This window comes from Thermosynechococcus sp. PP555, assembly GCF_031583225.1.
Classification (GTDB): domain Bacteria; phylum Cyanobacteriota; class Cyanobacteriia; order Thermosynechococcales; family Thermosynechococcaceae; genus Thermosynechococcus.
In genome coordinates this window covers 244709-268487 of sequence record NZ_CP134168.1, presented here as the reverse complement: position 1 = coordinate 268487, position 23779 = coordinate 244709, and the positions used below count along the sequence as shown (strand labels likewise).

Below are 23779 nucleotides of genomic sequence, written 5' to 3'. Positions count from 1 at the left end.
TCCATGACAACACAGGAAAAAATTCTGCTGGGCCTACTGATTTTTGTGCCCCTTGCCCTCCTTAACTTTATCGTCAAAATGCCGCCAATGGTGAGCTTTATCCTCAGTGGTCTCGCCATTGTGCCCCTTGCGGCTGGGATTGCCAATTCCACAGAGGCGATCGCCGAAGTCATTGGCCCTGCCCTTGGCGGACTCTTGAATGCCACCTTTGGCAATGTCACTGAGATGATTATCGCCATTGTCGCCCTGCGTCAGGGTCTGGCAGAGGTGGTAAAAGCCAGTCTCAGCGGTGCCATTATTGCCAATTTGCTTTTGGGATTGGGTCTGGCCATTGTTGTTGGGGGCATCCGATTTCCAGAGCAACAGTTCTCAGCACCTGTGGCACGCATTAATGCCTCTGCCCTCACCCTATCGGTGATTGTGCTGATGACCCCGACCGCGATTCAGGCGGCGGCACCCAGTGTGCCGCTTCACTTGATTGATCACTTCTCCTATGCGTCGGCGATTTTGCTGCTGATTTTTTACGGTCTGATGTTGCTCTTTTCCATGAAAACCCATCGTCACCTCTACCTGATGGATGAGACGATCGCTGGTCAGGAACCCTCTCCCACTGTCAATCTCAAGGTGCCCCTTGCCATTCTGCTGGTGGGTACGATTTTGCTAGTCTTTGTTTCCGACATCCTCGTGGATAGTTTGCAGGACAGCATTAGTGAAATCGGGTTGACCCAATTGTTTACAGGCGTGTTTCTCATTCCCATTTTCAGCAGTGTGGTTGAGTTCATCACCTGTATCAAGTTTGCCCTCAATAATCGTATGGAAGGGGCAGTGGCGGTGGCGATTGGGTCTAGCCTGCAGATTATCCTTTTTGTGGCGCCGGTGCTTGTGCTGGTGGGCTGGCTCTTGGGACAACGGGAGATGAACCTGAGCTTTAACCTCTTTGAGCTACTGGCAGTTGTGGCTGCTGTCGCGATCACTAACTCCATTAGTAGTGATGGGCGCAGCAATTGGCTAGAGGGCGTCCTGCTGATAATGACTTACCTCGTGCTGGCGATCGCCTTCTTTATTCACCCATAAACAATGCGGATGGCGAGACTCGAACTCGCAAGGCAAAGCCACACGCCCCTCAAACGTGCGCGTATACCAATTCCGCCACATCCGCGTAGCTTTATGATTATAGCGCAGATGGCTGAATTTCTGAAAGTGGTGATCTGGCCTCTCGATGGCAGAAAATTAAAGTGCCCTTCTCTAAAATCGCTGTCTTGCTGATCTTGGGAGAACTGCCATGAATGCAGCTGCCTACTTGATTGGTACCGTTGCCCACAGTAGTGGCCTGCCCGTCAAGACCATTCGCTATTACGAGGAATTGGGGCTGTTGCGAACTGTTGGCAGAACCAGTGGGGGCTATCGCCTCTTTGCTGAGGATGTTTTTGCTCGCCTAAGTTTTATCAAACGTGCCCAGTCCCTTGGCCTCACCCTGAGCGACATCAAAGCCTTGCTTGAGGTATACGATCGCGGTGAGATTCCCTGTGATCACATCAAGGAAAAGTTAGAGGAAAAATTGGCGGCCATTGAGGCACAAATTCAGCAGTTGCAGATTCTTAAACAGGAATTGCAAGGCCTCCTCTCCGGCTGGCGATCGCCCGCGCAACTCCAAGAGGGCAGGATCTGTCCCATTCTCCAGCCAGTGGTGTGCTCCTAACTACTCGTTCATATTCTTGTAGGTGGCCACTGCCGAAGGGGAAATCTGGTTGAGATAGCGGAAAATCCAATACTTAAATACCGTATCGAGCATCACCGGAAAGGTGGCAATAAACATGTTGATAAAGTCCTCATTGCGCGGAAAGCCAAAGTGCTCGAGGGTATTGTTCACCAACACTTCCCAGCCGTGGGGGGAGTGGTATCCGACAAAGACATCCGTAAATAGGATAATGATAAAGGCTTTGGCACTGTCACTGAGGCCATAAACCACTTCATCCAAAAAGGCCTTGACAATGGCCAGTTGCCGCTGACCTGTGAAAACCAGCACCAGAAAGACGGTAAACCCCAAGGCATCGGAAAGGATGTTTTTCAGGGGTTCAATCAGTTCCTTTTGGTATTCCGTGGATAGCTCGATCGCCTTCTCGCGGATGCGGTCTTGAATTTCCTCTGCAGAAACAGGAACATTGCTCACCAGACTTTCAAAGCGAATTTTATTTTCAAAGCGAGCCAGTTCATCGAGAATGTTGTCCTCCAGTTGGGAGTTAATGATGCGTTCAATTTGCCCCACCGCCTTAAAGTGGTTGACGAGGGGGCTGACAATGAGTGCCTTGGAAATTTGCTGGGTCAACAGGGGCAAAATCACCAGCAAGAGCATAAAACGAACCGCCAGACGGGTGCGCAGCTTTGAGGTGCGAAAATCACGAACGACTTCAGCTTCGGTGGTTTCATCAGAATTGAGTTCACGGCGAAAGCGATCGGCGGTGCGCAAAATCGAGCGCGGAATAAAGCTGCTGCTGTCCAGCTTGGAATCATCGGTGAGATCATCACTGATATATTCCGAGAGATAAAGGGAATCATCCTCAATTTTGTCGAGGGCAGCCGCCTGCTGGCGTTGTTGGGGATCTTGGCGACTGAGGCTGGGACGGGCAAGGGCATTGAGTTCCTTTTCACGCTGCCGTTTATAGCGGTTGAGGGTGGCATCAATCACCCGCAGCTTTTCATAAACGCTGGGTTCCTCGGTCGTGCTACTGACGGTAGCCGTCACCGTATAGGTTGCCGTTGCACCATTGACACTATCGTTGACAGGAGTGGGGGGGCTTTGGGGGGGAGCAAGGGGCAAAATTTGACGGCTGGCGCGAAACTCCATCATCCGCATACGAATGGTTTTTAGCAGTTGTTTTAGCTCTGTCTCGAAGTAGCTAGAGACTTCTCCCACGGGCAGATTGAGGAGACTAATCGGTTGACCGTCAAAGTGTTCCAGTTCAATGGCGCGAATTTTCAGAGCGGCTTCATAGGCTTCCTGTAGGGCGCGGTTCGGAGTTGTGCGATACCACTGCTCTGCACGCTTGATCCAGTCTCTGAGGCGAATAAAGGGGTTGCTGGACATTGCTATTGTTCTCTTACCGCAGCAGCAATAAATCGATAGGATAGATAGAATCGTAGCAAATTGGCTTTGCGGGCTTTGTTGGCGGTGTTGCAGTGGATCAGTGGCGGTAGTCGCAGTGGCAAGACCTGTGCACTGGTAAGGGAATTTGCCCAGTGGGTCGGGCAGGACAAGTCCGTGATTCCCCGTGAGCGATCGCTCCTCTTTTTGACGGATAGCGTAGAAGGCCGCCAAGCCATCCAACGGGAAATTGAGTCACAGTTGGGCAGTGGCTACAGACCTTACATCACCACGCCAGTGGGCTTCATGCAGGATGAGGTGGAACTTTTTTGGCCACTACTGGTGCAGGCGAAGGCCGTCGATCCGCATCCCCCTTTGCGTCTGAAACCAGAAACGGAGTTGGTATGGGCACAGCGGTTGTGGCAGCCTTGGCTTGCCAACCAGACGTTTGCTGTCCTCAGTGAAAATCGCGATCGCGCCACTCGCCATCTGCTTGATATTTTTCAATTGGCTGCCTTTGCCCGCCTCAGCCTTGATGATCTACCCCAACTCATTTGGGATCATCAGCTTGAGATGCCTTCAGAAACCGTGGGGGCGATCGTCACTGCCCTGAAACAGTGGCAAAGTTGGTGTACTGCCCACAGCCTTCTCACCTACGGCATTACCACGGATTTATTTGGCCGAGTTCTCCTTGACCATCCTCGATACCAAGCCTCCTTGGGGCAACGGTTTCAGTGTCTTTTGGCTGACAACACCCACAACTATCCAGCGGTGATGGCGGATTTGATCGCCCGCTTCAACCAACAGGGGATCAAGATTGTCCTGACTCACCAACCCATTGGCGCTGTCCGTCTCGGTCTGGGAGCTGATCCCGATGCGTTTCTCAGCCTGAAAAACCAAGCCACCGTCATTGAGCAACCCTGCCCTGCCGAAACGATTTTTGGCAACACCCCTCTCCAAACTGAGATTCAAGAACGCCTCACTACGCCCCAAGCTACGCTGCCCGAAAACATCGCGGCTATTCAGACCACTTCGCGGATGCAACTGTTGCAGGAAGTGGTTGCAACGATCGCCACCGCCATTCATCAAGGGATGGTGCAACCAAACGAGATCGCCATCCTTGCCCCCGGTTTAGATAGCGTTGCCCGCCATGTCTTTAGCACTGAGTTAAAAAAACGCGACATTCCCTTGGTGATCTGGAATGAGCAGCGCCCTCTGATTCAATCCCCCTTTGTGCGTGCCCTTTTGACGCTGTTGCTGTTTGTTTATCCGCGAACGGGAATGATCCCAGAGGCAACGGCGGTTGCGGAGATGTTAACGGTTTTGCTGCCGCGAGCGATTGATCCTGTGCGGGCAGGCCTGCTCTCTTGCTATTGTTTTCAGCCGGGTCTGGAGAAAGCCGAACTGCTGAGTACAACCCAGTACAGCCATTGGGATCGCTTTGGTCATCGTGCCACGGACGCCTATGAGAACTTGCGTCATTGGCTGAGCACACTAGATCCTAGCCAAATGCCTGTGTATCTCCTAGAGGCGGCGATTCAACGCTATCTCTGGCCACACAACCTGACAGCCAGTGAATTGGCTCCCCTGCGATCGCTCCTTGAGGGCACAGCCGCCTACTGGCAAATTTATGATCACCTCCCAGAACACCGAGCTACGCCAACGGCTGAGCGACTACGGGAATGGATCGCCCTACTGCGGCGGGGAATTGTAACCGCTGATCCCGCTCCACCCCTGCGGCAGCCCCAAGGGGTCTTACTGGCAACCACATTTCAATATCGCAGTGCCCAACTGGCTCATCGCTGGCATTTTTGGTTAGATGTCGGCAGTCCGCGTTGGCAGGATGGCGGCTTGCAATGTCTTTGGCAGGCGCCGATCTTTTTGCGGCAGGGGGCGGCGAGTCCCAGTGCACGGGTGTGGCAATTGGAGTCAGAACGTCTGGAGCATTTACTGGTGGATCTATGTTCACGGGTGAGCGATCGCCTATTCCTTTGCCACAGTGACTTGGCTGCCAATGGCAGTGAGCAAGAAGGCCCCCTGAGTCCTTGGGTGGATCTGGCGGTGGGCGATCGCCTCCAAGCTGTTACCGATGGCACTATGATAAATAACGCGATTTGCTCGTCCTCCTAGGGAGAAACACTGCTTGTCACCGCACTTTTCACTCACTACCCCCCTGTACTACGTCAATGCCCTTCCCCACATTGGCAGTGCCTACACAACCATTGCTGCCGATGTGCTTGCTCGCTTCTATCGTTTGCAGGGCTATCAGGTGCGGTTCATTACCGGTACCGATGAGCATGGCCAAAAAATTGAGCGCACCGCCCAACAGCGGGGTCTCAGTCCCCAAGCCCACTGCGATGAGATTGCCGCTGGTTTTCAAGCCCTGTGGCAACAATTGAATATCCACTACGATCGCTTTAGCCGCACCACCAGTCCTCGCCACCACGCCATTGTCAACGAGTTTTTTCAGCGGGTATGGGACAACGGCGACATTTACCTCGGTCAGCAGCAGGGTTGGTACTGTGTCGAGTGCGAAGAATTCAAGGAGGAACGCGAACTGCTTGAGGGTCGGCGCTGCCCGATCCACGTGAATCGGACGGTGGAATGGCGAGATGAGCGCAACTATTTTTTCCGCCTCTCGAAGTATCAGCCGGCGCTCTTGGACTACTACGCTGAACATCCTGACTTTGTCCAGCCCCCTAGCCGTCGCAATGAGGTGCTGAGTTTTATTGAGCGGGGGCTGCAGGACTTTTCCATTTCGCGGGTGAATCTGGCATGGGGGTTTCCCGTGCCCACGGATCCAGATCAGACCCTCTATGTCTGGTTTGATGCCCTCTTGGGCTATGTCACTGCCCTCTTGGAACCAGAAGATGAGCCAACCTTAGCCAATGCCCTCAAAACTTGGTGGCCGATTGATCTGCACATTATTGGCAAGGATATTCTTCGCTTCCATGCCATTTCTTGGCCGGCAATGTTAATGTCGGCGGGTTTGCCACTGCCAGAGCAGATCTTTGTCCATGGCTTTCTCACCAAGGATGGTCAAAAAATGGGCAAAAGTCTGGGGAATACCCTTGATCCCTTTGCCTTGGTGGCGCAATACGGTGCCGATGCCGTGCGTTACTACTTCATGAAAGAGGTGGAGTTTGGCCGCGATGGTGACTTTAGCGAGACCCGCTTTGTCAATATCCTCAATGCGGATCTGGCCAATGATCTGGGCAATTTGCTCAATCGCACGCTGAAAATGGCTTGGAAATATACCGATGGGAAAGTACCCAATGTCCAAGGGTCAGCGATTCCGCGCGAGCATCCCCTGCGGCAACTGGCGGAGCACCTCTGCCAAACCTATGGCCAAGGGTATCGGCAACTGGCCTTCCATGAGGTGTGTCAACAGGCACTGACGCTGGCACGGGCGGGGAATAAGTTCCTTGATGAAGAGGCACCGTGGAAACGCTATAAGGCTGGGGAAACGCAAGCGGTGGCGGAGATTCTCTACTGTGTATTGGAGTCAGTGCGCCTTGTGGCCTATGTCCTTGCCCCGATTATCCCCCAACTGAGTGAGGCTATCTATGGGCAGTTGGGCTATAGTATTAAATTTAACGGATCAGTTGACCCCGACCTTTTGGGCGATCGCCAAGCCCAGTGGGGTGTTTTACCTGCGTCACAACCTCTGGCCAATCCAGAGCCGATTTTCCAAAAACTGTCGCTGCCTGCAACTGTCGCTGATTCCCCTTGACGCGCGATACGCTAGAGGTATGACTTCATATTTCGATAACACACTTTTTTTGAGATGATTTCTACATGGTTACATCTTCGTCTTCAGCTATTTACACGCCAGAACAGGTGTTACAAAATCGCGGGCGCGTTGCCATTTTTATTGATGGCTCCAACCTCTTCTATGCAGCACTGCAACTGGGCATTGAAATTGACTATTCAAAACTCCTCTGCTACTTGACCCAAGGTTCCCGTCTCTTTCGCTCCTTCTTCTATACAGGGGTTGACCCCACCAATGAAAAACAGCAGGGGTTTTTGCTGTGGATGCGCCGCAATGGCTACCGTGTCGTCTCCAAGGAACTGGTGCAGCTGCCGGATGGCTCGAAAAAGGCCAACCTTGATGTGGAAATTGCCGTCGATATGATGGCACTGGTGGGCTGCTATGATACGGCCATCTTGGTTAGCGGCGATGGGGATTTGGCCTATGCGGTGGATGCTGTGAGTTATCGGGGGGCACGGGTCGAGGTGGTGAGCTTGCGATCGATGACGAGCGATAGCCTGATTAACGTTGCCGATCGCTACATTGATCTCGAAAGCATCCGCGAAGAAATCCAAAAAGCACCCCGCCCAACCTATACCTATCGCCCCGTCACGGGTAGCCTGACGCCGCCCCCCATTGTGACTCCCCATTGGGAGCAAGATACCGCCGAAGGGAAAGATGAAGCTGCGCCCAATAAGTCCCCGAGACCCTAGAGAACCTAGACAACAATGCCTCTGCCTAGACCCCTCCTCCCCCTTTGCCTTGTACTGGCCTTGACAGGCTGCGGCTGGGTGGATCAATGGGTGGGCGAGGAACCCTCACCAGAACCAGAAATCACGGGGGATGTCAAGCTGCAAAATCTGACCCTACGGCAAACCAATGCCAAAGGTGAACTTCTCTGGTTATTACAAGCGGCGGGAGCGCGCTATCGCGATGACGATCGCCAGCAATTGGAGATTCAAAACCTGACGGGGGAATTAAAGGCAGAGGGCAAAACTGCTTACAAGGTGCAAGCTAAGGCAGTCAATGTGCGGCAGCGGGATGGACAACTCTGGATTGAAGGCCGCACCACCGTCACTGATCTCCAGCAAAAGGGGACGATTGTGGCCGATCAATTGGTCTGGCAGGGCGATCGCGGCGTTCTCATTGCCCAGAAAAACTTGCAAGCCCGCTATCCCCAAGTCACTGTCACTGCTAAGCGCCTTGAAGCCGATAGCCAACGCCAAGAACTGCGTGCCCTCAATGCCGTTCAGGTGACCTCGTCAGCCAAGGAGGCCAAGGATTTGCGACTCAGTACGGAGAGTCTAGTGTGGCAGCAGCAACCCAATCGACTGTTGGCAGGGGTGATTGGTCAAGGGGGGGTCACCGTCCGCGGTGTGGCGGGCGATCGCCAAGGGCAGCGGCTGCAAGCCCAAAGGGCCATCTGGTCGATTAGCGATCAGGTAGTTACCCTTGAGGGGGGTGTTCAAGTGCAGCTTCCCAACCCTGCCCTACGGGTTGAAGGAGAAACGGTACGCTGGTTGATTCCGCAGCAGCAATTGGTGAGCGATCGCCCGGTGCGGGTGCAGTCCTCCACTCAAGGCATTCAAGGGCAGGCCAATCGTGGTGTCTTCCTGATGGCTGAAAACCGCGCCATCTTTGACAATGCCCAGATCAATAGCCAACCTCAACAGGCACAACTGCGTGCCCAACGCCTCAATTGGTGGATTCCCCAAGAGCGGGTGGAAGCCAGCGGTCAAGTGGAAATTCAGCGCCCCAATGCCCACCTGCGCACGGCTCAACTGATTTGGCGGATTCCTCAACAGGAAGTGGAAGCCCAAGGGGGCGTCTTTTACCGCCAGCGCAATCCCCGCATTCAAATTCAGGGACAGCGGGCAAAGGGGTGGCTCGATCGCCAAGAGGTGATTGTCAGTGGCAATGTCCAAAGTGAAGTACCGCTGCAACTACGCCTCCCCTAAACCGATGGTAGAGATAGCAACAATCTTTGCCCTATGAGTGCTGCACCATTGCAAATTCTTGACTTGGGGGGTGAGATTCTCCTTTTTCAGCGTTTGATTCCGGCTCACCAGTGTCAGCAGGTGATTGCTACGGCTGAGAAGGTGGGGTTTGAGGATGCACAAATTCTCATGGGGACGGTCGATCGCTCAGTGCGCGGCGGCAGTTTGCTCCGCTTTGATCCCCAAGATCCCCAACAGGCGACAATGCGGCAGATTCTGCTTCAAGCCACACAAACGATTCAGATTGTTCTCTACCAGCACTATGGCATTCGCTTTCCTGAAATTGAGAACTTCTCGATCCTGCGCTATCGCGTGGGCGAGGGCTATCGCCGCCATGTGGACAACCTGCTGCTGGCCAGTCGGCAAATGGAACTGGCGCAAGGTATCCCAACACGGGATGTGAGTTTAGTGGGCTATCTCAACGAGGACTTTCAGGGGGGAGAAACCTATTTCGATCGCCAAGGGGTGAAGGTCACACCCCGCACCGGTGATGTCGTTGTCTTTCCCGCCTACTACACCCATCCCCATACGGCTTTGCCCGTGGTGCAGGGGACTAAATATGCCTTTGCCACTTGGCTATTCTATTGATGGATGATCATGAACCCTTGAGGCAATAACTCAGCAACAACCATGACTGAACCTCTGCGCTTCAAAACCTCGCCCCTGATTTCTGGAACGCTCATTGCCCTCTATGGCGCACTCACACTTCCTCTCCCCTTTTTGGCGGCACAGACGGCGGCGCCTGTTTCACCCCTGCTGCTTTGGGGGGCGATCGCCTGTGGGGGCATTTTGCTCTGGGGGGCACTGAGTCAGCGGGTAGAACTGGACGCGCAAGGGATTTGCCTCACCTATCCCGGTTGGGTGCCCCCCTTCCTGCGGCGGCAGTGGCAACTGGCTTGGTCAGAGATTCAAGGGCTTCAGCCCCGCAGTACCAGCCAAGGGGGCTTGGTCTATTATCTAGTCACTGCCACAGGTCAGGGGTATCTTCTGCCGATGCGAGTGGCGGGGTTTGCCCAAATGATGCGTGCCATTGAAGCTCATACGGGATTGCCCACAGAGGTGATTAAGCCCCTTGCTCAGCCTTGGATGTACGGTATTTTGGCCGTCTTTACGCTGCTATTGGGAGCGGTTGATCTGTGGATTTTGACCACTGTGGGATAATAGGGGCGTGTTGAAGTGCTGAGCGATGACCATGAGTGCGAATCGGTTTGTGGCATATCTGCGTCGAGGAGTGGTGTGTTTGCTCCTGAGTGTCCTGTGCTGGTCAAGTATCGCCCCGCTGCCGGCGATCGCCGCTATTCAAGTGCGGCTCTTTGACCTCAGTTACCACGAATGCCCGCCAGAAATTGGTGAAGGTTCAGTCACACCCGGGGGCACGACCCTCAAGGCCAACTGCTACCTGATTACTGGCAAAGCAGAGAATAAATCCGGCAAAACAGTGGTGGATGCCGATGTCTTTGGCCGCATCTACGATGCCAATGGCAATCCAGTGTTGCAAAACCGCACACGGGTTGGGGCAATTGATGTGATTCCACCCGGCATTAGCGATTTTGAAATTCGCATTAGCGTGCCCTACGACCAACCAACACCTTTGCAGTTGGAGCAATTTAAGGCCTCTGGCTTTACAGCAAAAGTGCGCGGCTAAGCCAGCCAATCTCTGCGCAAACTCGCACTGAGGGGCAAAAATTGTGATATCCTAGAATGTTTGATGCTCCCTTTTTTCTGGGAATCCTCTGTAGGGTTATTCCCAAAGGGTTCTGGTGTCATTTCTAAACCCTTAGCCATTTTTGGAGGGGTTCCCTGTTCTTCCTAAATCAAGGCACGTGTTGCGGTTGATGGACTGGTTTATCTCTAGAGGTTTGGGTTCAGGTGCGCATTCCCCTCGACTATTACCAAGTGCTGGGTGTGCCAATTCAGGCAACGCCGGAGCAAATCGAGCAAGCGTTTCAGGATCGGCTGTTGCAACTGCCCACCCATCAACACTCCCCCACCACCGTTTCCACCCGTCGTGAACTCATTGAGCAAGCCTATGCGGTTTTGCGAGAACCTGAGCAGCGCCATGCCTACGATCGCCACTGCTGTGCCGTTGACCCCAATGATTTGATTGCCCAGTTGGATCCCGATGCCACCGCTCCCCACCTTGAAATTAGTGATCAGCAATTTTCGGGGGCGCTCCTCCTGCTCTATGAACTGGGGAACTACTCCCAAGTGGTCAAACTGGGAGAACAATTCCTAAAGGAGGATGCTTTTGATCTCAACCGCCCCTATACTTCCTCTGCCGCCGTTGCTGACATTACGCTGACTGTGGCTTTGGCCTATTTGGAATTGGGACGCGAGGAATGGCAGCGGCAGTCCTACCAAGCAGCCGCCTCTCGCCTCGAAGCCGGTCTAGAGGTACTTCAGCGGGCGAACCTGTTTCCCGACCTCCAGGAGCAGTTGGAGACGGAACTGCATCGGCTGCGTCCCTACCGCATTCTGGAGTTACTGGCACTGCCTCTATCCGATAGTGTGAATCGGCAGCGGGGTATTTTATTGCTGCGGGAGATGCTCAGCGATCGCGGGGGCATTGAAGGTCGTCATGACGATCACTCTGGCCTAGGGGTTGAGGATTTTCTCAAATTTATTTTGCAACTGCGCAGCCATCTCACCGTAGCAGAGCAACAGGAACTCTTTGAACGAGAATCCCGCCGTCCCTCAGCAGTAGCGACCTATCTGGCAGTGCATGCGCTGGTGGCACGGGGCGTACAGGAACTTCAGCCGAGCTATATTCGCCGTGCCAAGAATTTACTAGAGCGGCTCTCTCCCAATCAAGACATCTACCTCGAACTGGCCAGTTGTTTACTGCTGTTGGGACAACCTGCTGAGGCCTTGGCCGCTCTCGATAAATCTCAAGATCAGCAGAGTCTCGCCTTTATCCGCCGTCATTCCCATGACTCCAGCGATCTGCTGCCGGGCCTGTACTACTACACAGAGCAATGGCTACGGGAAGAAATTTATCCTGCTTTTCGGGATTTGGGGGAAACGCCGGTGGCCTTGGATGCCTACTTTGCGGATCCCGATATCCAAACCTACTTAGAGGCTCTCAGTGACGACTCCTTTGCCCCTGAACCGCCCAGCACCACTGCCTCTGCCCTCCCCGAAGTCATTAGACCAACGGTGGCCGTGCCGCCGCCCGTCTCCTTCACAGCGGAAACGTTGCCCTTGGAGTATCATACTGGGCTGGGTCAAGGCTTTTCGGCAGCGGCTGCTACCCGCTCTTCAACCGCAACGGAGACCGACACGCCCCCAGCATCCACTCGCAAACGGCGCCGCCCTCCAACCAGTCACCACAAAAAACGTCAGACTTGGTTTTGGATGGGTGCAGGGGTTGTTCTTGTTGGGTTAGGCGCCTTGGCAAAAGTCTATTGGCCAGCCAAAACGGCTGAAGCCCCACCACCACCACCGCCAGTGACCCCGACGCCAACTCCTGTGGCAACGCCAACCCCAACGCCACAACCAACGACCTTAGCCACCACCTTAACGCCGGAGATGGCACGCGATCGCCTCCGCACGTGGCAGCAAATTAAAGCCCAAGCCCTTGGCACGGCATTTGAGATGGACAAACTAGCAACGATTTTGGCGGAGCCAGAACTCAGCCGCTGGCGATCGCGGGCACAGAGCTTAAAATCCGAGGGCAGCCATTGGGTCTATACCCTGCGGAACCTAGAAGTGAAGGAAGTCCGTCCCCGAGGCAGCGATCGCGTGGATGTATTGGTGGAAGTCAATGAGGATGCCCGTTTCTATGAACAGGGAACCCTACGCAATGATATTTCCTATAGCGATCCCTACCGCGTCATTTACACCTTTACCCGTCGCGGCAATCAATGGTTGATTCAACGCATGCAGGTGGTTAGCTAAGGGGCATTTCCACCTGTCGGCCAAACTTGAGATTCAAGAGAGACAACGACAGGATAAATAGGAATAAGACCAGTCCCATCGTACAGGCGTAGTTGATCTCTAAGCGCTGAAAGGCATTCTCATAGATGTAATAAACAATTGTCTTGGAGCTATTGAGGGGCCCCCCTTGGGTCATGACATAGACCTCTTCAAAGACCTTCGTGGCAGAAATTGCTGAGATAATGCTCACCAAAAGAATATAGGGACGCATCAGCGGTAGGGTAATATCCCAATGCTGTCGCCAGCCGTCACTGCCATCGAGTGCTGCCGCTTCGTAGAGTTCACCACTAATCCCCTGAAGTCCCGCCAGATAGATCACCATGTAGTAGCCCAAGCCTTTCCAAATCGTGACGGCCATGACACTAAAGAGGGCAAGTTGGGGACTTGTCAGCCAAGGAATCGGGGTGTCCCGCAGATGCAGACCCTGTACCAGTTGATTGAAGAGGCCATTGGGGGCATAGAGCCAGCGCCAAGCAATCCCCGCCACCACCATTGAGATAATCACGGGGCTGTAGTAGGCAGCACGAAACCAGTGGATGCCCCGCAGAGGTTGATTGACCAGAATCGCCAACAGCAGGGGGGCGATCGCCAGAATCGGCACCACGACCACTAAATAGAGGAAAGTATTGGCCAAGGTTTTCCAGAAAACACCATCGCGCCACAATTGCGCAAAGTTGGCCCATCCCACCCACACAGGCGGACTCAGGAGATCCATCTCATAGCGGGTGAAACTCAGGAAAAAGGCCTGTAGGGCTGGCCAAAAGACCGTCAGTGTGAGTAACCCCAAGGCCGGGGCAAGAAAGAGATAGGGGGTGAGCGATCGCCCTTTCATTGGCTGCGGGGGTGTTGTTGACGATAGGCACGCATTTGCGCCACAAAGTCGCCAAAGAGATAATCAGCATCGTGGGGGCCGGGGCTGGCCTCAGGGTGGTACTGCACTGAGAAAATCGGCAATGTTTGGTGCTTCAGACCGGCAACGGTTTTGTCATTGAGGTTAAAGTGGGTAATCTCAACGGGGGTTTGGGCAAGGGATTCTTCAGTAATGGCAAAGCCGTGGTTTTGGCTGGTAATTTCCACTTGCCGGGTCAGGCCAGCGGGCTGGTTCAACCCGCGGTGACCAAATTTCAGTTTGAAGGTTTCCGCCCCCAAAGAAAGTCCCAACAACTGATGCCCCAGACAAATGCCAAACATGGGACGCTGAGCCGCCAGTAATTTGCGTGCGGTTTCAATGCCTTCCTGAACCGCCGCAGGGTCGCCGGGGCCATTGGAGAGGAAAATGCCATCGGGGTCATAGCTGAGAATCGTTTCCGCTGGGGTATCCGCCGGCACAACAATCACACGGCAACCATAACTAGCCAAGCGACGGAGAATGTTGCGCTTCACGCCAAAGTCAATGGCCACAACCGTCAAGGGTGGCTCTTCGGTGGCTGTTTGGGGACGAAATTCCCAAGCCGGGGGCGTCGGTTCTGTCCATTCATAGGGGGTGCGGGTGGTCACCACCTTGGCTAGATTTTGTCCCTGCATACTGGGAGCGGCAAGGACTTTTTGCAGCAGTTCAACGGGATCAAGGATTTCCGTGGAGATGCCGCCATTCATGGCACCGACAGTACGAATTTTGCGGGTGAGGGCGCGGGTGTCAATCCCGTAAATGGCGGGAATGCGATGGGCTTTGAGGTAATCAGGTAAGGATTGTTGCGATCGCCAGTTACTGGGAATGTCACAGATATGGCGAGCAACCGCACCGCGCACTTGGGGGCGATCGGATTCATCGTCTTCGGGCGTGGTTCCAGTATTGCCCAACTCAGGGTAGGTGAATGTCACGATTTGACCACAATAGCTTGGGTCAGTGAGTACCTCTTGATAACCCGTCATGCCGGTATTAAAGACCACTTCGCCAATGGCTGTTCCCGGTGCCCCAAAGGAAAAACCGCGAAAGACTGAACCATCGGCAAGAACCAGCAAGGCGGGTGTCGGCATTTCAATATCTCCAACTGGGAAAGCCCAATAGTTTATTGTGCATGATAAAGCCGGCCGTTGACTGCACAAGAATTCTCGGATGTTTTGATTTTCTTACTTGCGGCGACTCACCTGTTCAGTTAGATAATCTGCCGCTGTGGCCACTAGGGGAATAATCCGTGCATAGGGCATCCGCGTCGGCCCTAGAATGCCAATACTGCCCACGGGGGAGTCCCCATAGCAATAGCAGGAATAAACCAGTGTACAGGACTGCATCGGCGCTAAGGTATTTTCACTGCCAATGCGGATTTGCACCTGCGAGGGGGCTTGGCTATCGCCACTGATCAAGGGAGCCAGTTGATCCTGTTGGTCTTCGAGAAGATGCAGTAGCATTTGCACCTGCTCCACTTGGGAAAACTCTGGCTGCTGGAGAACATCGGCAAGACCACTGATGACAAAGGAAGTGCCTTGGTGGCTGTAGCGATCGCTCAACTGCCGCAGTAGGGTCTGAAGCTGCTGACTGTAGGTCTGAAACTCCAAATCCAGTTTTTGCCAGTCAATGGCACTGAGTTCCACCAGCGATCGCCCCTGCAACTGATGATTGAGGAAGTTAGTCAGTACCTGTAGGGTGCGCTCCCGTAGCTCAGGGTCTTCTTCCCCTTGATCCAATTGGATCAGTGCCGACTGGGTTTCGTAGGTATCGAGCACAAGAATCACCATCACCTGCTGGGAATCCAAGGCGACCAGTTGAATCACCCGAATCTGCCGCTCCAAACGATTGGGGAGCGTAATCAGGGTAATGTAACCACTGAGATCCGAGAGCAACTGCGCCGCTTGCCGCAAGATCACCTCAAGGCGTTGTTGTCCCCAGATAAACCGCTCACTCAAGAGACTCTCGGCTTTGCGAGCCACATCGGGAATGGGCTGGATCAGTTCATCCACATAGACGCGATAGCCAGAATCAGAGGGCACCCGCCCTGCGGAGGTGTGGGGTTGGTAAAGCAGGCCACTTTTTTCGAGGAGCAGCATCGTATTGCGCACCGTGGCCGGGCTGACGTTGAGGTTGTATTCCGTGGCGATCGCTTTTGAGCCGACGGGTTCTGCCGTGGCAATGTAATGGTTAATCGTGGCGCCAAGAATTTGTTTTTGGCGATCGCTGAGTTCAATCGTCATAACCCCTTACACCTGTGACTTGTTATCTGTGTTTTTTATCTATCTATAAACTAGCCTTTGTATTTCAGCAATTCTGAGTTGCAACTTGCGGCTATGGCGATTGGTCTTTTGTGACTAAAAACTCAGCTAGAAATGGCTAAGCAGTACTGCCAATGGGGGATTCCCAAATAAATTGCAGATGGATCGACCAAGGCTGTGGCGGGCGGCTGGTGACCGCTATGGCATGTAAAAACTCCCGTAGATAGAACCGTTGCTCTGCTGCCGAGAGTTGGTACCAAAATTGCGGCTGACCAAGGGTCACCGCCAGTTGCAAAAGATTACTAGGGGGCAATTGGGCCTGCTGTGCCTCAATTTGTGCCCGTTCCCCAGCCAGTTTATAGCGGCGCAGTTGAGCGGTTTCGGGATCCAAGAGGCCTTGGGCTTCTAGTTCGGCAAGGCGGTGCAGTTGGGTTTCAATTGCTTGCAGTTGAGCCGTCAACGGTGGCGGCGGCAGCGACAGTTGGGCGATCGCGGGCGGCAGGCGCTCAGCAATTTGATCAATCACAGCAGCCAAGGCCGCGTCGTAGGGAATGCTGCGACATTTGGGGGAGAGGGGACAGTGCAGGGGACGCAAGTAGGCATATTGGCTCGGTTGGCGGTAAGGCTGCACCTGAGTCCGGCCAAAGCGTTGCTGACATTGGCGGCAAATCACCAATCCCGCCAGAGGATGGGGGGCACTGGCACTGCGACGAGGCAGAGAGCGTTGGCGTCGCAACAGCCGATCCACCTGAGCCGCTTCATCGGGGGCAATCAGGGGGGCATGGGTCTGAGGAGTCACCGTTTTCCCTTGGTAGTAGAGATGGCCGCGATAGACGGGGTGGGTCAACCAGCGCCGACCGGTCGCTACGCTAATCTGCTTGTGGTGGGTGGTGGCAATAAAGCGCACCGCTGCACTGAGGGAGCCATAAAGGAGAAAATGCTCGACAAAATCCTTGACGACAACGGCTGCCGCTCGATCAATGACATAGTGCTCTTTGCCCCGGCGATAGCCATAGGGAGCACGACCCGGCGGCGGACGGTGCTTGAGGCGATTGCGGGCATGGCCATGGCAGAGAGTGTGGTGATGGAGTTGCTGCTTTACTTGATCCCAAAGGGATAGCAGCTGATCTCCGCTGGGGGGGCGATCGCTCACGTAGCCTTCGGCTAGGGCAATCACCATAATACCCGCTGCCTCCAGTTGCCGCAGGCGATCGCTCACTTCCATCACCGTTTGGCCAAGGGCACTTAATTGGTGTAACAGCCAATAGCCCGGTGCTAACCGCTGCAACCAGTACCGCAACTGCGGCCGAGCAGCCTCCACATCCAGTACCCAGTGGTCAATCTCCTGCCCCCACCCTTGGGGATCGGGGAGGGGCTGCCAGAGGGGATCAATGTACTCGTAGGCAATAATGACCACACATTACATCGTCCTGAGGATCAGGTCGTTGCCGGTACTAGGGTTGGACTAGGATTGGGCATGGTCTCTGGCGGCAAGCCATAAATGGAGTTATAGAGGGCATTGTAGGCTAGTGCTGATTTTGTCCAGCTAAAGTCCTCGCGCATACCCCGCTGCTGGAGGGTGTGCCACTCCCGTTTGTAGCGATACCCTTCCCACGCCCGCACTAGACAGGTGTAGAAGTCAAGGGGTTCATAGCGGTCAAAGCAGTAGCCCGTTCCCGTTTGCCGCTCTGGATCATGGTGAGAGACGGTATCCACAAGGCCACCCGTGCGACGGACAATCGGCACACAGCCATAGCGCAGGGCAATCATCTGAGCAATGCCACAGGGTTCAAAGCGACTCGGCATGATGAAGGCATCGGCACCGCCATAGATCCGCCGCGACAGGACATCGCTGTAGAGCAACTGGACACTACAGCGCCCCGGAAACCGTGAGGCAATTTGCCACATTTGGGTTTCGTAGTAGCGATCGCCCGTTCCCAAGAGGACAAACTGGCTATCGGTGTAGGCCAAAAAGCGATCCAGCACCTGAATCAACAGATCCAACCCCTTTTGCTCCACCAAGCGGGTGACCATCCCCACCAAGAAAGCACCGGAATTCACCTCCAACCCCAGTTCCTCTTGGAGCGCAATTTTGTTGGCCTTACGCCGCTCAAGGGTATCTACGGTGTAGTTTTGCACAAGGGCGCGATCGGTACTGGGATCAAAGACCTCTGTATCAATGCCATTGAGAATACCGGAGAGCTTGCCACTAATAAACGACAGCAGCCCTTCCAATTTCTCACCATATTCGGGGGTTTTAATCTGTTCGGCGTAGGTAGGCGAAACCGTATTGACGCGATCGGCATACTGCAGTGCTGCTGCCATCGTATTGTGCCCCTGCATGTACCACGGACACCAAGTAATTTGCTCGAGGCGCCACCGCCAGGGCCCTTGATAGGCCAAGTTGTGAATGGTGAACACAGTGGTGATGTCGGGATCCTGATGCATCCACACTGGGATCATTCCCGTGTGCCAATCGTGGCAATGGATAATCTGGGGTTTCCAGTAGTTCCAAGCAAATTCTGCTGCCCCATTGGCAAAGAAGGTGAACCGCCAGTCCTCATCCTCCCCGTAGTAGATGCGGCGGGGATTAAAGCAGGGATGGCCAAACAGGTAAAGGGGAACATCCGACCCCGGCAACACCGTTTCATAGACATGGAACGTCTGAAACATGGCATGGCCAATCCAGATGGGATCCTTGGGAATCTCCACCTTGTCGGGCAAGAAGCCATAGTAGGGCATAAAGATGCGCACATCATGTCCCATGCGGCGTAACACCTTGGGCAGGGAACCCACCACATCTCCCATGCCCCCCACTTTCGCCAGCGGTGCCGCCTCAGCAGCAACAAATAGAATTCGCATGATCCTCCTGAACCTGTTTTTTGGCCAATTCTAGGGCAACGCAATTGCCGTTAACCTACCACAAGTGCGGGACAATTTGGCGTACGATCGCTTTTATACGTCTTTGGAATTGGCAACCCCTATGGCAGATTCTCCCCTCGTGCAACGGGTCAAAGAAGTTCATGAGCAGGCGCGTCTGTTGGCTCAGCTGGATGCCACTGCCCGCAATGATGCCCTAGAGCAGGTGGCCTGTGCCCTTGAAGCGGCGCGGGAGGAGATTCTGGCGGCCAATGCTGCCGACTGTGAGCAGGCCAAGGCCAATCAGCTCAATCCTTCTCTTTATGCGCGGTTGGAACTGAGTCCCAGTAAACTAGCGGCGGCGATCGCCGGGGTGCGTCAAGTGGCGACCCTTGCGGATCCTCTAGGTCAGCGCCAACTCCATCGCGAATTGGATACAGGCTTAATTCTCAGTCGCGTCACCTGCCCTTTGGGGGTGCTGGGGGTAATTTTTGAAGCGCGTCCCGATGCCGTCGTGCAAATTGCTTCCTTGGCAATTAAATCGGGGAATGGCGCCATTCTCAAGGGAGGACAGGAGGCGAGTCGCTCGTGCCAAGCGATTATGCAGGCCATTCACAGAGGGCTAGAGAAGTCGGCAGTGCCCGCTGGGGCGATCGCCCTCCTGATGCGGCGGGCAGAAATTACGGAATTGCTGCAACTGGATCAATGGGTTGATCTGATCATTCCGCGGGGTTCCAATGAATTTGTACGTTATATCCAGAACAACACGCGGATTCCTGTGCTGGGGCACGCCGATGGTCTGTGTCATCTCTATGTGGATGTCGCTGCGGATCTGGAGAAGGCGATCGCCATTACCCTCGACGCCAAAACCCAGTACCCGGCTGCCTGTAACGCCATTGAGACGCTTCTTGTCCATCGGGGCATTGCCGAGGCCTTTTTACTCAAAGTGGCTGCTGCCCTTGAGAAAGCAGGGGTGGAATTGCGGGGGGATGCGATCGCCTGCCACCTTGTGCCCATGACCCCTGCCAGTGAAGCCGACTGGGCGACAGAATACTGCGATTTGATCCTCTCTATCAAAGTTGTTCCCGATCTCGATGCCGCGCTGGATCACATTGCCACCTATGGATCGGGGCACACTGAAGCCATTGTTACCGAGGATGCTGCCGCCGCCGCCCGTTTTCTGCAAGAGGTGGATGCCGCTGGCGTTTTTCACAATTGCTCCACCCGCTTTGCCGATGGCTTCCGCTATGGCTTTGGCGCTGAAGTCGGTATCAGTACCCACAAACTACCGCCGCGAGGCCCGGTGGGGCTAGAGGGATTAGTTACCTACAAATACCAACTGGTGGGGAATGGCCACATTGTGGCAACCTATAGCGGCGCCAATGCCAAACCCTTTACCCATCGTGATTTGGAATCCTAACGAATTTAAGGGATTGTTAAGCAACAAACACAGCCAATTTTTCTGTTTCAGAATGGAGATATAGGGCAATAGTGATTTAACCACCGTGCAGATGATGACCGCTGCAAACTTTGCCTATCCAGTCTCCGTTGGAAATGTGTTGCGTGCTTTACCCAGTGTCTGAGCAAAGGAGCAGCCTGCGTTTGGCAACGGACAAGTCTGACTTGGGAATTGCGTGCAGTTAGGTGATTCACAGATTCACGATAGCAAAGGGAGCCAAAGACACTCAAAACTTTAACGGCTCAAGCACTGCTGTTGCATCCCCAGAGGGACAGCAAACGGCAATTTAATCAATGAAACTTAATGTTTGGGAGCATAACAATGACTCAATCCATCCCTAGACCAACCAGTGAAGTGACCCATCGGGAAACAGCGTTTGTTTTAGAACTGAATTCCTTGAGCTGCAAAGACCTGCCCCTAGTGGGGGGCAAAAACGCTTCCTTGGGGGAAATGCTCCAACAACTGACGCCCAAAGGCATTAATGTCCCCGATGGTTTTGCGACCACAGCCTATGCCTACCGTTACTTTATCCAAGCGGGAAATCTTGATACCCAACTGCGGCGGCTCCTTGAAGGTCTCGATGTCGAGGATGTCACAGAACTCCACCGCGTGGGGCAAGCGATTCGCTCGCTAATTTTGCACACGCCGTTTCCCCAAGAAGTGACGGATGCGATTGCTGCCGCCTACCAAAAAATGTGCGATCGCTATGGCCCGAATACGGACGTGGCGGTTCGCTCCAGTGCCACCGCTGAAGATTTGCCCGATGCTAGCTTTGCCGGTCAGCAGGAAACCTACCTCAATGTCCATGGTCTCAAGGGCGTTCTCGACGCCTGTCATCGCTGCTTTGCCTCACTCTTTACGGATCGGGCGATCTCCTACCGCCAGATCAAAGGCTTTGACCACTTCAATGTGGCCCTGTCGGTGGGGGTGCAAAAAATGGTGCGCTCCGACTTGGCCTGCTCTGGGGTGATGTTCTCCATTGACACAGAAACGGGCTTTAAGGACACTGCCCTGATCACGGCCGCCTATGGCTTGGGCGAAAACGTTGTTCAAGGCGCCGTCAACCCCGATGAATACTTGGTCTTTAAGCCAACCTTGAAGGCGGGCTATAAACCCATCTTGAAAAAAGCCCTCGGCACCAAAGAAATTCGCATGGTTTATGCCCTTGGCGGGACGAAGCTCACCCGCAATGAACCCGTGCCTGAGCCACTGCGGAAACAATTTGCCCTCAGCGACGAAGAAATCCTCACCCTAGCCCGCTGGGCCTGCCTCATTGAGGAGCACTACTCTGCTCTGCGGGGAACCTACACCCCGATGGATATTGAGTGGGCAAAGGATGGCCTCACAGGTGAACTCTTTATCGTGCAGGCGCGCCCCGAAACCGTCCAATCCCAAAAAGCCACGAACGTCCTGCGCAGCTACCATCTCAAAGAAAAAGGAACGCTCCTTGCCACAGGTCGGGCAGTTGGCGAAATGATTGGCCAAGGCCGTGCCCGCGTCATTCTCAATGTCCGCAATATCGATCAGTTCCAAGCGGGGGAAGTGCTGGTGACCCACCGCACGGATCCTGATTGGGAGCCCATCATGAAAAAAGCTAGTGCCATTGTCACCGATCAGGGGGGACGCACCTGCCATGCGGCGATTATTGCCCGTGAGTTGGGCATTCCTGCGATTGTGGGTTGTGGCGATGCCACCGAAACCATTCCCAATGGTGTTGAGGTCACGGTCTCCTGTGCAGAAGGGGAAGAGGGGCACGTCTATCAGGGATTACTGCCCTTCCATGTGGAGGAAGTGGCTCTGGAAAATCTGCCGCGAACCCGCACCCAAATCCTGATGAATGTGGGTAACCCCGAGGAAGCCTTCAGCTTGGCGGCAATTCCCAATGATGGGGTGGGGTTGGCACGTATGGAGTTCATTATTGCTAACCACATTCAGACCCATCCCTTGGCATTGCTCCACTACGATGAGTTGACCGATGAGGTGGCGAAGCTGAAAATTGCCGAGCTGACTCAAAACTACACCGACAAGGCGGAATACTTTGTCGATAAGTTGGCTCAGGGGATTGGGGCGATCGCTGCCGCCTTTTATCCCAAGCCTGTGGTCGTGCGCATGTCCGACTTCAAAAGCAATGAGTACGCCAACCTCTTGGGCGGTCGCCAGTTTGAACCCCATGAAGAAAACCCAATGATTGGCTGGCGGGGCGCCTCCCGTTACTACGACCCCAACTATGCCGAAGGCTTTGCCCTTGAATGCCGCGCCATGAAGAAAGTCCGCGATGAGATGGGGCTGACGAACGTGATTCTGATGATTCCCTTCTGTCGTACCCCAGAGGAAGGACGGCGAGTACTGGCAGAGATGGCCAAACATGGGCTGAAGCAAGGGGAAAATGGTCTGCAAGTCTATGTGATGTGCGAACTCCCCAGCAACGTGGTGTTGGCGGATGCCTTTGCCGAGGTCTTTGATGGCTTCTCCATTGGCTCCAATGACCTGACGCAACTCACGCTGGGGTTGGATCGCGATTCGGCCTTGGTGGCGCACCTGTTTGATGAACGCAATGAAGCGGTCAAACGCATGGTGGCGCAAGCGATTCAAACGGCGAAGGCCAAGGGGCGCAAAATTGGCATCTGTGGTCAAGCCCCCAGTGACTATCCTGAGTTTGCTCAATTCTTGGTAGCGCAAGGGATTGACTCCATTAGCCTCAACCCCGACTCCGTCCTGAAGACGATGCTGCAAATTGCTGAGGCTGAAAAACAGGCCTAGAGTGCACAACCCAGTGACAACGCCTAAGCTGAGGGCAGAGAATTGAAGCCGCGATCGCTCTGCCCTTTTCTGTGGGTGACGCAACCCAGTAGGATCAAAGGAATCAGGTGGAGAATATTGGCGTGGACACAGCAGCAATTCAGGAACTCATTACCTCAGCGGATGTGGGCGATCGCCTGCGGGGCATCAATCAACTGCGTAGCCTTGACCCCAACGATGCCTTTCGGCTCATTCAACCCCTCAGCCAAGATGAAAATTCCCGTGTCCGCTACGCTGCGGTGAGTCAAATTGCCAGCCTTGGGCACGTCAATCTCAATCAAGCCCATGACCTGTTGCGCGATCGCCTGCTCCATGACAGCGAAACGGATGTCCGTGCTGCTGCAGCGGATGCGATGGCTGCCCTACAAGTTCCCTTTGCCCTTGAAGATTTAGAAACGGCCTACCACAGTACCGATGATTGGCTGTTGCAGTTTAGTATCATTGCCGCCTTGGGTGCCCTAGGCAATCCTGCTGCTGTTGGGCTGCTCACGGAAGCCCTCAATAATCCCCAAGAATTGGTGAAATTAGCCGCCATTGGTTCCTTGGGTGAACTGAAACAACCAGAAAGCATTGTCCAGCTGCGGCAGTTTGTCGAGTATCCCGATTGGCAAGTCCGCCATCGCCTAGCGATCGCCCTTGGCCAAATTGGCACTCCAGAGACTCGCCCCCTGCTGGAACAGTTGACCACTGATTCTGCGGAAGCGGTTGCCGAAGCGGCTCGCACTAGTTTGGCTCAGTTAACTACTTAA

General features: G+C 54.3%; 19 protein-coding genes and 1 tRNA gene. 13 read left to right on the top strand and 7 right to left on the bottom strand.

What is annotated here, in order from left to right:
* Positions 1-3: 3 nt before the first annotated feature.
* Positions 4-1074 (top strand): calcium/proton exchanger, encoded by a 1071-nt coding sequence (cax, locus tag RHH27_RS01205; RefSeq protein ID WP_302678637.1) that lies wholly within the window; start codon positions 4-6, stop codon positions 1072-1074.
* Between the two features lie 4 nt (positions 1075-1078).
* On the opposite strand, the gene RHH27_RS01200 is transcribed toward cax, so the two are convergent.
* Positions 1079-1159, bottom strand: a tRNA-Leu gene (locus RHH27_RS01200).
* 123 nt (positions 1160-1282) lie between these two features.
* Between RHH27_RS01200 and RHH27_RS01195 the strand changes: the two genes are divergently transcribed.
* Positions 1283-1699 (top strand): heavy metal-responsive transcriptional regulator, encoded by a 417-nt coding sequence (locus RHH27_RS01195; RefSeq protein WP_302678636.1) that lies wholly within the window; start codon positions 1283-1285, stop codon positions 1697-1699.
* Here RHH27_RS01195 and pxcA read toward each other — a convergent pair whose 3' ends face one another.
* On the bottom strand, positions 1700-3085 hold the full coding sequence (gene pxcA / locus RHH27_RS01190) for a proton extrusion protein PcxA (RefSeq protein ID WP_302678635.1): 1386 nt from the start codon (positions 3083-3085) through the stop codon (positions 1700-1702).
* 60 nt (positions 3086-3145) lie between these two features.
* On the opposite strand from pxcA, the gene RHH27_RS01185 reads away from it, so the two are divergent.
* From RHH27_RS01185 to RHH27_RS01150, 8 genes are all read left to right on the top strand, one after another.
* Positions 3146-5212 (top strand): hypothetical protein, encoded by a 2067-nt coding sequence (locus RHH27_RS01185; RefSeq protein WP_302678634.1) that lies wholly within the window; start codon positions 3146-3148, stop codon positions 5210-5212.
* A gap of 13 nt (positions 5213-5225) precedes the next feature.
* The gene (gene metG, locus RHH27_RS01180; RefSeq protein WP_302678633.1) at positions 5226-6815 is read left to right on the top strand and encodes a methionine--tRNA ligase; all 1590 of its coding nucleotides are present in this window, start codon (positions 5226-5228) and stop codon (positions 6813-6815) included.
* A gap of 65 nt (positions 6816-6880) precedes the next feature.
* Positions 6881-7546: an NYN domain-containing protein gene (locus RHH27_RS01175; protein WP_302678632.1), complete on the top strand. Its 666-nt coding sequence runs from the start codon at positions 6881-6883 to the stop codon at positions 7544-7546.
* 15 nt (positions 7547-7561) lie between these two features.
* Positions 7562-8791, top strand: coding sequence for an LPS export ABC transporter periplasmic protein LptC (gene lptC / locus RHH27_RS01170; RefSeq protein WP_302678631.1), 1230 nt, complete (start codon positions 7562-7564; stop codon positions 8789-8791).
* Positions 8792-8824: 33 nt separating this feature from the next.
* Positions 8825-9418, top strand: a complete 594-nt coding sequence (locus tag RHH27_RS01165; RefSeq protein WP_206200709.1) for a 2OG-Fe(II) oxygenase — start codon at positions 8825-8827, stop codon at positions 9416-9418.
* Positions 9419-9460: 42 nt separating this feature from the next.
* Positions 9461-9991 carry a hypothetical protein gene (locus tag RHH27_RS01160; protein ID WP_302677051.1) on the top strand — a complete coding sequence of 177 codons (531 nt, stop codon included), beginning with the start codon at positions 9461-9463 and terminating at the stop codon, positions 9989-9991.
* 25 nt (positions 9992-10016) lie between these two features.
* Positions 10017-10475 (top strand): hypothetical protein, encoded by a 459-nt coding sequence (locus RHH27_RS01155; RefSeq protein WP_302677050.1) that lies wholly within the window; start codon positions 10017-10019, stop codon positions 10473-10475.
* 224 nt (positions 10476-10699) lie between these two features.
* Positions 10700-12727: an IMS domain-containing protein gene (locus tag RHH27_RS01150; protein WP_302678630.1), complete on the top strand. Its 2028-nt coding sequence runs from the start codon at positions 10700-10702 to the stop codon at positions 12725-12727.
* Here RHH27_RS01150 and RHH27_RS01145 read toward each other — a convergent pair.
* The 5 genes from RHH27_RS01145 to glgA all read right to left on the bottom strand — a co-directional run bounded on the left by RHH27_RS01145 (position 12720) and on the right by glgA (position 18775).
* Positions 12720-13598 (bottom strand): carbohydrate ABC transporter permease, encoded by an 879-nt coding sequence (locus tag RHH27_RS01145; protein ID WP_206200705.1) that lies wholly within the window; start codon positions 13596-13598, stop codon positions 12720-12722. The genes RHH27_RS01150 and RHH27_RS01145 overlap by 8 nt on opposite strands.
* Positions 13595-14743 (bottom strand): glutamine-hydrolyzing carbamoyl-phosphate synthase small subunit, encoded by a 1149-nt coding sequence (gene carA, locus RHH27_RS01140; RefSeq protein WP_206200704.1) that lies wholly within the window; start codon positions 14741-14743, stop codon positions 13595-13597. The genes RHH27_RS01145 and carA overlap by 4 nt, the downstream gene beginning before the upstream one ends.
* A gap of 93 nt (positions 14744-14836) precedes the next feature.
* Positions 14837-15895, bottom strand: a complete 1059-nt coding sequence (gene hrcA, locus RHH27_RS01135) for a heat-inducible transcriptional repressor HrcA (protein WP_302678629.1) — start codon at positions 15893-15895, stop codon at positions 14837-14839.
* A 136-nt stretch (positions 15896-16031) separates the two neighbouring features.
* Positions 16032-17330 carry a recombinase family protein gene (locus tag RHH27_RS01130; protein WP_302678628.1) on the bottom strand — a complete coding sequence of 433 codons (1299 nt, stop codon included), beginning with the start codon at positions 17328-17330 and terminating at the stop codon, positions 16032-16034.
* A 20-nt stretch (positions 17331-17350) separates the two neighbouring features.
* The gene (glgA, locus tag RHH27_RS01125; RefSeq protein ID WP_302678627.1) at positions 17351-18775 is read right to left on the bottom strand and encodes a glycogen synthase GlgA; all 1425 of its coding nucleotides are present in this window, start codon (positions 18773-18775) and stop codon (positions 17351-17353) included.
* A 121-nt stretch (positions 18776-18896) separates the two neighbouring features.
* Between glgA and RHH27_RS01120 the strand changes: the two genes are divergently transcribed.
* From RHH27_RS01120 to RHH27_RS01110, 3 genes are all read left to right on the top strand, one after another.
* Entirely contained in the window at positions 18897-20192 is a 1296-nt protein-coding gene (locus RHH27_RS01120; protein WP_302679139.1) for a glutamate-5-semialdehyde dehydrogenase, read from the top strand.
* A gap of 360 nt (positions 20193-20552) precedes the next feature.
* Positions 20553-22991 carry a phosphoenolpyruvate synthase gene (gene ppsA / locus RHH27_RS01115; RefSeq protein WP_302678626.1) on the top strand — a complete coding sequence of 813 codons (2439 nt, stop codon included), beginning with the start codon at positions 20553-20555 and terminating at the stop codon, positions 22989-22991.
* A 107-nt stretch (positions 22992-23098) separates the two neighbouring features.
* Positions 23099-23779, top strand: coding sequence for a HEAT repeat domain-containing protein (locus tag RHH27_RS01110; RefSeq protein ID WP_302677043.1), 681 nt, complete (start codon positions 23099-23101; stop codon positions 23777-23779).